Origin of the sequence: Endozoicomonas sp. ONNA1 (genome assembly GCF_024606325.1) — a bacterium.
Taxonomy (GTDB): domain Bacteria; phylum Pseudomonadota; class Gammaproteobacteria; order Pseudomonadales; family Endozoicomonadaceae; genus Endozoicomonas_A.
Map to the genome: position 1 here is coordinate 1 of NZ_JAHHPN010000181.1, position 12730 is coordinate 12730.

A 12730-nucleotide genomic window follows, 5' to 3' on the forward strand; every position below is an offset into this window, starting at 1 on the left:
TATTAGGTATCTTTGAATGGGTCATGGGGTGGAAGTTGTTGAGTATAAAAACGGGTATACCTTTCTTATGGTTGGCCTGGCTATTTCTGGCCGTATTCTGTGCGTGTTCTACTGATTTGTCCGGCGATACCATTCCAGATAGCTCATCTTATTGTCCACAATTGTCTGTTCCCGGTGTCTCTGTCAGTTTTCCGTTAAACCTTGAAGATGTCGGGGCAGCGGCGGTTGTGCAGCTGGCGGTATCGTCTGCAATCGTGATATCAGCGTTAGTTTGTCAGGGTTCTGCCGCGTCGTGTAGTCCGGTTATTTATCCTGTTATGCAGGTTTACGGTATGTCGGCTGGTCTGCTGAACCGTTTTCTCTTGATTGATGCCTTACGGCAATGGGCTTCGTGGCTTGTATTTTCCGGTTCGCAGTGGAACCCCGTGAGAATACCCGATTCTGCCACTGCTGAGGCTGGAACCTTCAATCCGGTGCTTGGCTACCTGACTCTGGCAGAAGCTGATCCAAACTATCGGATACAGCAAGATGATTTTGCCAGCCTGCACAGTCTTGTGGCCTATGTTACTGAGCTTAATAAGCAGCTCGCACCCGGTCAGTCGGTCGTGAAAAGTCGTGATGGAAAAGCGGAACTGCAGGTTGTGCAACAAGATTCAACTACAACTGTATTCTCGGTCATTCTGCCAAACAGTGACAACACAACCAGCACTTACCAGGTGGGGAGTAATCGAGGCATTTTCTGGATAAAAAAAATCAATGACATTAACGTTGAGCGTTATCAACAGGTTGTCTGGAGCGAACCGAAAGAAGGAAGTACCACTACTTGTTTAACTGTCCAGCTTATTGCTCCAGAGAAGGCAAATGAGTCTGGGTTGCAAATTGCATTGACGGTGCCATCCTGGCTGACTCATCGGCTCCTGGCAGCCAGCTCTGCAAAGACCACAGCCGGGTTCAGCCGGTTGTTTCTGAATTGGTATTGGTCTGCTTATATCATGTCTGAACCGATGAAGGCTTTGATGCTCCGGCCATATCAAGAATTGGGCTTGCAAGGACTGACTCCTGTGGTTCCTGCCTGCTACTCTGACAATCAGCATTGTTTTGGTTGGATGACCATGCAAGCTTTCTCTGCTGGTCCTGTTCCACAGTCGTATATATTGGGTCCAGCTGCGGAGGAAAACAGGTTTTCCAGCAGCGGAGAAAGCTTCACTCTCAACAAAAGTGACGAAAGGGAGCCAGAGGGTTCCGGGGAGGATGAGGGCGAGGGGGCAGAAGGTGAAAAAGATAAGGACAAAGGTGCAGGCTCCCCATTTTCTGAAAAGTCCGGTTTGTCCCCTGTCGCATCAGCAGAGAGTCTACTGTGGCAGGCAACAAAGCAGTTTTTTTTAAACAGTGGATTGAGTGTGGGGCAGTCACCCGAAGCCGCTCTTCAGGATGCCTACGACTTAATGCGCAAGCTAAGCCATGCAGGCATGCTGCAGGTTTTGCCTGTTGAAGATCGTCAGCCGACGGAAGACTGGGCAATGGTTGTGAGTAACCGTCTTGCTCGTTATATCAATCACTCCATGAGCCCTGCAGGTGATACAGATCCACCTGCTTTTTCTGATCACTGTCGCAGCAGTGATGATGAGTACATTGTGCCCATGACGCAAGTTATGTTTAATCGTGTCGTTGATAGCTCTGATAAATATGGTCAGTTTGCTCAGACTATTATTAATTTGCGCGATGGCCTCAAGGATATTATCGAAGCCTTTTGTGTAGAGAAAAAAACGGGTAGCTGCCTGTATGGAGGAGAGTCTGTAAGAGCGTACATAACCAAACACGGGTTTGGACATCAGCTTAAATTCAAGGATAACGAGCCTGTGACGAATGATATTGATGTTCTGATGGCGTACGACAAAGTAGATGATTTAAAACAGTGGCTGGATACAAAACTGGATGGTTTTAAAGTATCAGAACCCCGCCAAAAAATGTTGTTTTCTTTCCCCGGGCAGGGGCCTGATCCTGAAGCCTATAACCTGTTTGTGTTTGATTTTACGGTTGAAGGCGGGTCAATAAACGCCTACCTCCCAAGCCTGGATGTCGCTATGGCGCTTACCGGGTCACAGGCCACTTTCCAGTCCGAGGAACTGGTTATTTATGAGAGCATCGTCAGGGGGCTAAACGGTGATGCGGCTAAGCGCGATACCTCTATTCGGAAGCAGGGCAAACATTGGCATCGTGCCCTCTATTTGAAAACGGTTTTCTCAAAGAATTATTTCTTCAGCATGCTTTTAGACGACATAGATCGGCGGTCAGGTGAATTACCATTACAGCCAAATCACAGAAGTACTCATTTCAAGTCAGCCAGGATTGAAGTGATGAAGGAGCGCATTGATGAACTGACCCGTGAATTAAATAATAAGGAACAAGAGTTAATGCTTTCGAAACAAAAAGTTTTGGATGCTTTAAAAGCTAATGAAATCAGCCTTGCCAAAAAGGAAGAGCAACGAAACCAATTTTTTCATGAATTTGAGAAAAAGCTGTCGAGGAAAGATAAAGAGATAGCTGACAGGCGGTCTGCTAATAAGAGAATGGGTGAAAAAATTGCGTCATTAAATAAGCTGGCTAAAAGCTATGAGGAAAAAAATGTAAGTCTTGATAAGGAACTAAAAAGTCTGGAGCAACAACTAAAAAAAATAAAGCAAGATCAAGCCCAAGATAAGAGTGAGGAAATTGATGGGTATAAAGAGAAAATTAGTCAGCTTGATCTTGAAGTACTCGATATTAAACGAAAATTGGAAGTATCAAATACCAAGTATACCGATTTGCAGGCAGATAATGAATGGCTTCAAAATGAAGTTTCAGAATATAAAAAACGGCATAAAAAACTCCTTGGAGACTATAATGAAGCCTCGAAAAATTTAAAAAAGTCGATTGAGGCTTTTAGCCACCGATTAGATGAAAATGATCAGTTAACCGGGAAAAAAACCAAGCGTAAAGCTAAATTAAAAGGCTCAGGAGGGTATGTGAATGAAGCGACTGGAAGGTTATTTTACAGAGGTTTTGTAGTAGGCATTGCAACTTATATAGGCTATAACCTACGAGGTATTCCTATGCAGGAATCCGCTAGTGATGGCATAGGGAGTCTTTGCCTTGATTTAGATGATTACACAGGACTAAATAGGGATATACTGAAGACAATGTGCGGTTTTGATAAAAGTTATAGAGTTGTTGATTATCAGATTTACTCGTTCATTCGTAAAAAATTAGCTCTTAATTTTATGAATAAAGAGACTTTTTTCGAGAACCAATGGGCACAAAAAATAAAGAAGGGAAGCAAGTTCTTATTAGCACATGCCAGACACTATCAGCTAAGTCAAATGACAAAAAAGCAACTGTTGCAGGTTGTCGGTGGCATCAGAGCTGGCAAGAAATCGGTCGGCGATAAACTTTCATTGAATGAAACCATCACTGGTGTCGTTGATTATTGTGGCTTGATGCCTGATATAAAATGGCAGTACGACTGTGGTCGTAAGGCAGTTCAAAGAATGCTTTCGAAGCAACTTGAGAATGAGTATTATGTTGTTGTCAATGGAAGAAGAGATATCAAGCTTGAAAATCCAGACCGGGTTATCAATTTCCTTCCTGTCTGGGACATAACTTCAGACCAACTGGGCTGGTACGATGTTTGGCCCTATCGTCTTGACAAAGAAGGATATACCATTCTGGGCAATTCAAATTCAAAACAAGATACCACATTGGTACTGCCAAAATGCCCAGGTGAACTCTATAAAGATATTCAGTTAAAAGTATTCACTGATTTTAAGTGGCACATCAAGGGTTTCATATGTTCTATGCCAACTGAAATAAAAGCGAAACATGATTCAGTCTATTGGTGGAATCATGATTACCCGGAGGCACATCGCAGTACAGCTGGGTCTAAGGATGAAAAGGGGCTGTACCATGGAGCGTGGAAAGATCCTGACAAGTAGTTACTCAAGGGGCTGTTGAGGTTTTAAGATAGGCTCAACAGCGCTGTTTTTTTATGAATGTAATCGTCAAGATTGGCAACACTTGTTGGAAACACCATAAGCTGGTGAGAAAACGATCCCAACTCATTGATTTTTGGCGTAAAGTGCATATGAAAACGAGGATGTTTTTCCAGCCACTCTCGCTTCTTCGGGTGTTTGTAAGTCGCATAGTTGTCGCAAATCAGGTGCAGCTCTTTGTCTTTTGCCGTTTCCCTATTTATCTGTTTAAGAAACTTCAGCCATTCCACATGAGTATGACGCTGCTGGCACTGACCGATGACAGCACCATCAAGCACATGCAAAGAGAGTGGTTCAGATCACCCAACCCCAAAATTTTACTCCGTGTAGATTTTTGTCCCGTAGTTCAATTGTTCAACAATGAGATCATCGGCAGTTCTCATGCCCATATAGCCTTCTGGGATTCTTGACCTGAAGATGGGCTTGATTGAGCACAACGCACTTGACGCACAATCATATTGTGCATATGTTTACCTTTAATGCACAACAATATTATGCGTAAAGGGCATGTATGTCTGTTGAGTTCAGAGATAAGTGGCTAGAGTCCTTTTATGAAGATGACAGGCAGGACAAACGGATACCAAAAAAGCTTGAATCAGTGCTATTCAGGAAAATACAAATCCTGGATGGAGCTTGCAAAGAATCGGATTTAAGGATACCGCCGGGAAACCGGTTTGAACATTTGACCAACAACCTCAGCGAATGGTGTTCAATCCGGGTCAACAGGCAATACCGCCTGGTATTCAAATGGATAGATGGCGTGGCTGTAGACACACATCTTGATCCACACACTTACAAGGGATAAGACTATGAGGGCAACCAAGAGAAGACCTGTATCCGTAGGCGACATGCTGAGGATGGAATTCATGGAGCCGATGGAACTGAAGATTATTGATCTGGCTGAAGCCATGGGCGTCCACAGAAATACTGTCAGTAATATTCTGAATGACAGAACGGTGCTGACAGCACCACTGGCCATCAAACTGGCGGCGGCTTTAGGTAATACTCCCGAGTTCTGGCTTAATATCCAGCATGCATGCGACTTATGGGATACCAGGACCCGGTATAACGAGGAGTCGAAGGCTGTGAGACCTGTCACAGCGTTCAAAAGACAAACAGCTTGATAAGAGCCACACTCAGGAAATCTCCACCAAATCCCCTTTAGCCTCAAGCCAGCTCTTGCGATCGCCAGCCCGCTTTTTAGCCAGCAGCATGTCCATCTCTTCACGGGTCAGTTCAAAGTCTTCCAGTGTCAACTGAACCAAACGACGAGTGTCGGCAGACATGGTGGTTTCACGAAGCTGTAACGGGTTCATTTCTCCCAGACCCTTGAAGCGCTGAACGTTGACTTTGCCCCGTTTCTTTTCGGCCTTGATTCGTTCCAGTACACCTTCTTTTTCTGCTTCATCGAGGGCGTAGTAAACGTCTTTGGCGACATCGATTCGATAAAGAGGTGGCATGGCTACGTAGATATGTCCTTGTTCTACCAGAGCTTTGAAGTGTTGTACGAACAGTGCACAGAGCAGAGTGGCAATGTGCAGACCGTCAGAGTCGGCGTCCGCCAGGATGCAGATTTTTCCGTAGCGCAGTCCGTCGAGTTTGTCTGAACCAGGGTCAACGCCCAGGGCGACAGAAATATCATGAATTTCACGAGAGGCCAGTACTTCGCTGGAATCCACTTCCCAAGTGTTCAGGATTTTACCGCGTAGCGGCAGAATCGCCTGATATTCACGATCCCGTGCCTGTTTTGCAGAGCCCCCTGCAGAATCGCCTTCGACCAGGAATAACTCGGTGTAGTTCAAATCCTGACTTGAGCAGTCTGCCAGCTTTCCGGGCAGGGCAGGTCCCTGAGTGACTTTTTTACGGGCTACTTTTTTGGATTTGCGCATCCGCTTCTGGGCGTTGTTGATACACAGCTCTGCCAGCAGCTCGCCCTCTGCATGGTGCTGGTTAAGCCAGAGACTGAAGGCATCTTTGGCCACGCCGGAAACAAACGAAGCGCATTCTCTTGAAGACAGGCGTTCTTTGGTTTGACCTGAAAACTGTGGGTCTGCCAGTTTGGCAGAGAGAACGTAAGAGCAATTTTCCCAGATATCGTCTGGGCTCAACTTAACGCTTTTGGGTAAAAGGTTACGGAATTCGCAGAATTCGCGAATTGCTTCCAGCAAGCCGGTTCTTAAACCATTGACGTGTGTCCCGCCAAGGGGGGTTGGAATTAGGTTGACGTAACTTTCTGTCAGCAATTCACCGCCTTCAGGAAGCCATTGAACTGCCCAGTCTGCCGCCTCTTTTTCACCTTGCAGTGAACCTGTGAAAGGTTCCTGCGGCAGGGTTTCATAGCCTTGGGTCGAACCTTTCAGGTAGTCGGTCAGGCCATCTTCGTAGTACCACTCCTCGGTATCACCGGTGTGGTGATCAACAAACTCGATGTTGAGGCCGGGGCAGAGTACGGCTTTAGCGCGCAGTACATGCCTGAGCTTGGAAGCCGAGAATTTGGCTGAATCAAAGTAGCTGGCATCGGGCCAGAAACGAACCATTGTGCCGGTATTGCGACGGCCACAGGTGTCGATCTCGTGCAGATCCTGATCTTTGTAGCCATCCTTGAATGTGATCAGGGATACTTTTGCATCTCTGCGAACGGTGACTTCAAGGCGAGTCGATAATGCGTTGACAACCGAGACACCCACTCCGTGAAGACCACCTGAGAACTGGTAGTTCTTGTTGGAGAATTTACCACCTGCGTGCAGCCGGGTCAGGATCAGTTCTATGCCGGTTATTCCGTGTTCCGGATGAATATCCGTAGGCATACCCCGACCATCATCAATGACTTCCAATGAGTTGTCTTTGTGCAGGATAACCTTGATTTTACTGGCAAAGCCGGCCAACGCTTCGTCGACACTGTTGTCGATGATTTCCTGAGCCAAGTGGTTGGGCCGGGTCGTGTCTGTGTACATGCCCGGACGTTTGCGAACCGGGTCCAGGCCACTGAGTACCTCAATGGCTTCCGCTGTATAGTCGTTACGCATGAAATCCTTGTTGGGTCTGATTGCGCGTTAACTCATTAGTGTACCTAAAGCCTTGGCGTTAGTCAGTGTTGAGAGTGCTTAATATTGTTATGGGTATTTGTTCTGAGGATTTCAGTGAGGGAAGACCTTCTTTACCGTGAAAAATTTTTCATCTGAGGGTAACGAAAAATTGTTTCAGTCGCTCATGGCTGATTTATTTTGATGGAAGGCTTATGGGTTGTGGTGTCGTCGTGCTGAACTCGATGGTTGGGTCAGGGTGCCTGTTTTCCCAAAGCCAGAGGAGCAAGAGTAATAGCAGAGCCAGCAAGCTGGCACCGGCTAACAGTTGGAAGCAGGCATCCCAACCATAGAGGTCAAGCACTTTTCCCAGTAGCAGGTTGGCGGAAGTGGCTCCGAAAATATACCCAAAGAGTCCACAGAAACCGGCTGCAGTGGCTGCAAAGGGGAGAGGCACCAGATCAATGATATGAACGTGTACCAGCATGACAGGGCCGTAGATTAAAAATCCGGTCGAAATCAGTGAGAGTACGGCATAAGAGGTGTCACCCGGTGGTGAGTTCCAGTAGGCAATGACTGAAATGAGTACCAGTGCCATAAAGAGAGCATTCATGGGAGCACGCTTGCCTTTGAAATGCTTATCGCTCATATAGCCACAAATAAGGGTTCCGGGTATAGCAGCATACTCAAAAGCAAAAAAAGCCCAGCTCGAAGCATTGAAACTAAAGCCCTTGGTTTCTGTCAGGTAGACCGGAGCCCAGTCAATGACACCATAGCGAATGAAATAAGTGCAGGCGTTAACAATGGCCAGAATCCAGAGCGGGGGCATTGTCAGGCAATGCTGGCCGAAGAGTTGGAGCGTTCGGATAAAAGACGTTTTGTGCTGTTCTATCTCCAGCTCCTCCGACAACTCCGGAGAAGGCGGTGGTAAATGACACTGAGAAGGTCTGTCCCTCAGGAGCAGGTGCCCCATCATAGCAATGACGATGGCTATAAAGGCTGGAAAGTAGAGCTTGCTTTGCCAGGTGCCAAAAAGAGTGACTGCCAGGATGGCAATGGGCCCCAGCAGGCCGCAGCCTACATTATGCGACAAATTCCATATGCTCATGGCCGTGCCACGCTCTTGCCTGACGAACCAGTGGGCAATCAGTTTGGCACTGCACGGCCATCCTGAACCCTGTATAAAGCCATTGAGGGCCAGGGTCATCACTATCATAATCAGTGGGAACTGGAGCACCGGTGAAAAGCCAAGAAACAGAGAGAGCAGTGCTGAGCCCAGAAGGCACAGGGGCATTAGCTTACGGACATCAATCCGGTCTGCCAGGTAACCCATGAGCAGATTGCTGATCCCATAACTGAGAGCCAGTGCTGATAGAGCCACTCCGAGTTCAGATTTGCTATAGCCCTCTGAAATCAGGTCGGGCATGACCATGACAAAGTTTTTCCGAACCAGATAATAGGCCGAATAAGAAAGAAAAGCCCCGATCAGAATTTGCAATCTTAATTTTGAATAACGTTCGTGTTGTTTTTTGGAATAACCATCAGGGACAACAGAGCATTTTAAAAAAGATCTCATGAACACTTCCATGAATTGCTATGAAAAGGTGGAACGCGCTAGGAGAGAAGGGACTGTAAAAACGCAATTATCAGTGTTTTCATGGCAAAAAAGTCTTTTACCAGCAGAGGAGACGAAAGATCATCTTTGTCGTTCATCTGTTCAGTCTCTGAGTCAACTTAGGAAATAATGTAGCACCATTCAGAAAAAATGCCGGTCGAGTTACCGCCTTATTGTGGTTGATCAGGGAGGCTGCTTCCATGCAGCCACATTTGAATGACGGGTCAGTCACGCTCACGAAGGTGAACAAACCAATAGCTCAAACCCACCATGACACCACCACCCATGATGTTACCGATGGTGGCGGGGATGATGTTCATGACAATCATGTTGAAGATCGTGATATTGCTGAAATAATCAGCACTATAGCCTGTGGCTGCCCAGAATTCGGGCGAAGCAGTATTTTTGATCAGCCAGCCCATGGGAAGCAGGAACATGTTGGCAATGGAGTGCTCAAATCCGGCTGCCAGGAAGCAGGCAACAGGTAACATGCAAGCAAGCATTTTTCCGGCTGCAGAACGTGCGCTCAGGGTCATCCAATAAGTGAGACAGACGACAAGATTGCAGAGGATACCCAGCAGCATGGCCTGAATAAAATTATGGCCCATTTTGGCATTGGCAACATACATGTAGTTGATACCCACTTCACCCTGAGCGCCTTGGTATTGGCTCACTCCCATCAGCATGGCGACCATGAAAAAGGCACCGGTCATGTTACCGAAGTAGACAAGCGTCCAGTTCCTGGTGATTTGAGCAATGTTGAGGCGACGAGTGGCACGACCCATCAGCAACAGGGTGTTACTGGTAAAAAGCTCGGCTCCACAGAGTACGACCATCATCAGGCCCATACTGAAAGTCAATCCTCCGACCAGTTTTGCCATACCATAAGGCAGGCCCTCAGCCCCAGTGGTAACGATGGTATAAAACATGCCTGCCAGAGAGATAAAAATACCGGCCAGAACGGCCAGTACAAAGGTCACCTCAGGGTGTTTTTTGGTTTTACCCACAGCAGCATCTTCTGCCATACGGGCAATCTCAGAAGGAGGTACGCAGCCAGATTGTGGGGTGTTGTCGGTTTGCATATCAGGATCCGGGAGGGAACAAACTAAAGGGTCATGAGCGATTGAAACTATTTCTCATCACACTTGTTGATGAGGGCGATGAGAATTTTTTCATGAAGAGAAGATAGTTTATCAATAACGGCGTCAGATGATCAGACGGAAAATTCGTGAACTCATTTCAGGATTCACTCGTTGAATGGTTGACTTGCTTCGGCTTTTCCGGAGACGATAGGGGGAAGATCCCTGTTCCGAATCATGACTCCCGGAGAAAGGATAATGAACGGCGGTCCTTCAATTTTTGCAGTCTGTATGATGCTTTCCATAAATACTCTGGCAGATGATTCCGGCATTATTCCGGCAGAATCGGGCGGTGAGGTTGTCAGTGCCCAACAGGAAGCAAGCAGCCCTGCCTTTGGTCTTCGCGCTTATACGATGGTTAGCGATGATTTTTCCGCCCCCGATACCCATAGCTCTGCGACAAAAAATGGTTTGGTGATTGATTATTACCCCTTTGAGAGCGGCTTCAGGGTATCTGCAGGGGCTTTTTCGGGGGACTCGAAGAAACTGGGTAAGGCCTATTTCTCTGGTGAAGGGCAGCGAGCCTATGTAGGTGTTGGTTGGAAAAAGCTTCTTGATGATGCCAAACGGGTTGATCTCAGTGTCGACGTTGGTACTTTTCTGGACACAGGGCCTGAGGTGGCTGAGAGTACTGTTTTAGAGTCCACAGCCAGCACTCTGTTGCAACGCACCAAGTTTGACAGTAAAGAGCAGCCTGTCATAAGTCTGGGGATTGAATTCAGGTTCTGAAATGCGTTGAATCTATATAGCTATATATTTTGTTGGCTCATTTTTGAGGGCGCAAAAAAACCGTCTGGATGGCTCCAGACGGTTTTTTTGTATTCTTATGAATCTTAAAGAGTTGTTGCTGTCTTCATAGCCTCTTCAGGTTCTTTGGCTATCGCGGAGGGCTTTTTCTCATTCCGGATAGCATTGATGTGGATACCTTTAAGAACATTCAGAGCCTGACTTAACTGATAATCCTGCTCGGCCAGTGAACGAGATTCCTCCTTCTGCTTGCCTTTCTGCTGCATGCCTTTTTCTTGTTTGCTCTTTTCTTGTTTGCCTTTTTTTGCCTGTTTATTGCCGTTGGTGAGGTGACCCTGTAAGTCCGCTTCCTTGTAATCGGATACGTCTTCTTCAGGTGTCACTTTAGCTCTTGGTACAAAAATGTCAGGTTTGATACCCTCGGCCTGTATTGATCGGCCACTGGGAGTGTAGTAAAGGGCCGTGGTGAGTTTCAGACCTTTCTCATCATTATTGCTCAGGGGCATTACCGTTTGAACGGAGCCTTTGCCAAAAGATTCGGTACCGACAAGAACGGCTCTGCTATGGTCCTGCAGGGCGCCAGCGACGATTTCAGAAGCCGAAGCCGAACCGCCATTGATCAGCACTACCAGAGGAATACCTTCGGAAGGGTCATCTTTGTTGGCTTTAAAGCTCAGCTGTGGGTTGGGAGCACGTCCTTTGGTGTAGACGATCAGTCCGTCTTTGATAAAGGCGTCTACAACCCCCACTGCTGCCTGAAGAACTCCACCGGGGTTGTTTCGAAGATCAAGTACCAGGCCTTTTAGTTTCCCGTTCTGAGACTTTTTGAGTTTGTTGAGGTGTTCAACCACTTCCTTATCGGACTCAGTCTGGAACTGGCTCATGCGAATGTATCCGTAGCCGTCCTCCAGAATCCAGGATTTGACACTCTGCACCTTGATAATGTCACGCTTGACGATCAGAGTGATGGGCTTGGGAGCTCCTTCACGAACAATCGTCAGCTTGATGGGCTCTCCGGGCTTGCCTCGCATTTTATCCACAGACTCCATCAGAGTCATACCCTTTACAGAAGTGTCATCCAGCTTGATGATCAGGTCGCCAGCCAGAACGCCAGCTTTCTGGGCAGGAGTGTCATCAATGGGTGCGATGACTTTGATAAAACCGTTTTCCATACCGACTTCGATACCCAGTCCACCAAACTTGCCGGAGGTATTGATTTCAAGTTCTTTGAAGGCGTCTGGCTTGAGGTAGGCGGAGTGTGGGTCCAGACCCGAGAGCATACCCTGGATGGCATTATCCAGAAGCGTTTTGTCATCTACCTCTTCAACATAGGTAGTTTTGATCAGTTGCATGACCTCGGTGAAGGTGCGCAACTCCTCCAGCGGTAGTGTACCTTTCTTCTCTTCTTTTGCCGGTTTAGCATCGGTTATTGGCCTGGCAGGCTCAACAGCTGCCGGGGCAGGCTTCTCTTCCTGATTAACCGGTGCCGACCAGCCTTGCAGGGCAACCCCGGATGCCAGGGCCAACACAGCGGCTTTTATCCATTGTGGCATTGGCTGTCGGGAAGTAGAAAAGGATTTTGTCATGAATTCTCCCTGCACATTTATGATGAAAATGCCGCTATTGCTGATTTTGCGACAATCTCCGTGGTTTGGGTGGCCCGGCACTCCGGTGGTCCGGCACTCCGGTGGCCCGGCACCCGGGTTATCCGGTATTGAAGTATAGGCAGCTTTATTTAACAGACTGCGCTGTTGTTTTGTCTGTCACCACTTCAGGTTTCGGCGGAAAAATAGGGGATAAGAAAACCTGATGCCTTCTGTTTTATCGGTTCACCCGATCGTTTCTGCAATCTTTTATCGGACGATGTTTTACGATCTCTCTTAAGATTTTGATAACCATGGAACCGGGTTCTGGGGCTTACCGTTGTGTCGGATTTCCAGATAGACCCCGGGCTCGTTCTGTCCTCCGGATTGACCGCTGAGTGCCAGCTCTTCTCCGGCCAGAACAGAATCACCTTCTTTCTTAAGTAACCATTGGTTGTGTGCGTAAAGTGACAGGTAGTTATTGCCATGGTCGACAATGATGAGTTGACCGTAACCTCTCAGCCAGTTAGAAAAAATGACAGTCCCGTCATGGATGGCGTTGACTTTGGTTCCGGCTTTTACCGAGATAAGAACC

The 12730-nt window shown here is 47.3% G+C and carries 9 protein-coding genes and 1 pseudogene; 4 read left to right on the forward strand and 6 right to left on the reverse strand.

Features of this window, described 5'->3' with window-relative positions; all coding sequences use genetic code 11:
• Window positions 1-473: 473 nt before the first annotated feature.
• A complete protein-coding gene (locus KDK19_RS04240) occupies window positions 474-3971 on the forward strand; it encodes a hypothetical protein (RefSeq protein ID WP_257291391.1) in 3498 nt (1165 codons plus the stop codon).
• A gap of 134 nt (window positions 3972-4105) precedes the next feature.
• Here the strand turns inward: KDK19_RS04240 and KDK19_RS04245 are convergent.
• Window positions 4106-4315, reverse strand: a pseudogene (locus tag KDK19_RS04245) (IS630 family transposase); the annotation flags it as partial.
• A gap of 224 nt (window positions 4316-4539) precedes the next feature.
• Here KDK19_RS04245 and KDK19_RS04250 point away from each other — a divergent pair.
• Both KDK19_RS04250 and KDK19_RS04255 read left to right on the forward strand, forming a co-directional pair.
• Window positions 4540-4833, forward strand: coding sequence for a type II toxin-antitoxin system RelE/ParE family toxin (locus KDK19_RS04250; protein WP_257281239.1), 294 nt, complete (start codon window positions 4540-4542; stop codon window positions 4831-4833).
• Between the two features lie 4 nt (window positions 4834-4837).
• A complete protein-coding gene (locus tag KDK19_RS04255) occupies window positions 4838-5152 on the forward strand; it encodes a HigA family addiction module antitoxin (RefSeq protein WP_257253663.1) in 315 nt (104 codons plus the stop codon).
• A gap of 12 nt (window positions 5153-5164) precedes the next feature.
• On the opposite strand, the gene parE is transcribed toward KDK19_RS04255, so the two are convergent.
• From parE to focA, 3 genes are all read right to left on the reverse strand, one after another.
• Window positions 5165-7054, reverse strand: coding sequence for a DNA topoisomerase IV subunit B (gene parE / locus KDK19_RS04260; RefSeq protein WP_257291392.1), 1890 nt, complete (start codon window positions 7052-7054; stop codon window positions 5165-5167).
• Between the two features lie 193 nt (window positions 7055-7247).
• Window positions 7248-8627: an MFS transporter gene (locus KDK19_RS04265; RefSeq protein ID WP_257281237.1), complete on the reverse strand. Its 1380-nt coding sequence runs from the start codon at window positions 8625-8627 to the stop codon at window positions 7248-7250.
• Between the two features lie 263 nt (window positions 8628-8890).
• A complete protein-coding gene (gene focA / locus KDK19_RS04270) occupies window positions 8891-9748 on the reverse strand; it encodes a formate transporter FocA (protein WP_257281236.1) in 858 nt (285 codons plus the stop codon).
• A gap of 255 nt (window positions 9749-10003) precedes the next feature.
• Between focA and KDK19_RS04275 the strand changes: the two genes are divergently transcribed.
• On the forward strand, window positions 10004-10534 hold the full coding sequence (locus KDK19_RS04275) for a hypothetical protein (RefSeq protein ID WP_257287298.1): 531 nt from the start codon (window positions 10004-10006) through the stop codon (window positions 10532-10534).
• A gap of 104 nt (window positions 10535-10638) precedes the next feature.
• Here KDK19_RS04275 and KDK19_RS04280 read toward each other — a convergent pair whose 3' ends face one another.
• Both KDK19_RS04280 and KDK19_RS04285 read right to left on the reverse strand, forming a co-directional pair.
• Window positions 10639-12138 carry a S41 family peptidase gene (locus KDK19_RS04280; protein WP_257281234.1) on the reverse strand — a complete coding sequence of 500 codons (1500 nt, stop codon included), beginning with the start codon at window positions 12136-12138 and terminating at the stop codon, window positions 10639-10641.
• 294 nt (window positions 12139-12432) lie between these two features.
• Window positions 12433-12730, reverse strand: a 298-nt coding sequence (locus tag KDK19_RS04285) for a peptidoglycan DD-metalloendopeptidase family protein (RefSeq protein WP_257291393.1), incomplete at its 5' end; no start/stop codon positions are given.

Bases quoted from the DNA above. Each gene is read 5' to 3' on its own strand.
- KDK19_RS04250 (WP_257281239.1), top strand. From the start codon at position 4,540: ATGTCTGTTGAGTTCAGAGATAAGTGGCTAGAGTCCTTTTATGAAGAT.
- KDK19_RS04280 (WP_257281234.1), bottom strand. From the start codon at position 12,138: ATGACAAAATCCTTTTCTACTTCCCGACAGCCAATGCCACAATGGATA.
- KDK19_RS04265 (WP_257281237.1), bottom strand. From the start codon at position 8,627: ATGAGATCTTTTTTAAAATGCTCTGTTGTCCCTGATGGTTATTCCAAA.
- parE (WP_257291392.1), bottom strand. From the start codon at position 7,054: ATGCGTAACGACTATACAGCGGAAGCCATTGAGGTACTCAGTGGCCTG.
- KDK19_RS04255 (WP_257253663.1), top strand. From the start codon at position 4,838: ATGAGGGCAACCAAGAGAAGACCTGTATCCGTAGGCGACATGCTGAGG.
- focA (WP_257281236.1), bottom strand. From the start codon at position 9,748: ATGCAAACCGACAACACCCCACAATCTGGCTGCGTACCTCCTTCTGAG.
- KDK19_RS04275 (WP_257287298.1), top strand. From the start codon at position 10,004: ATGAACGGCGGTCCTTCAATTTTTGCAGTCTGTATGATGCTTTCCATA.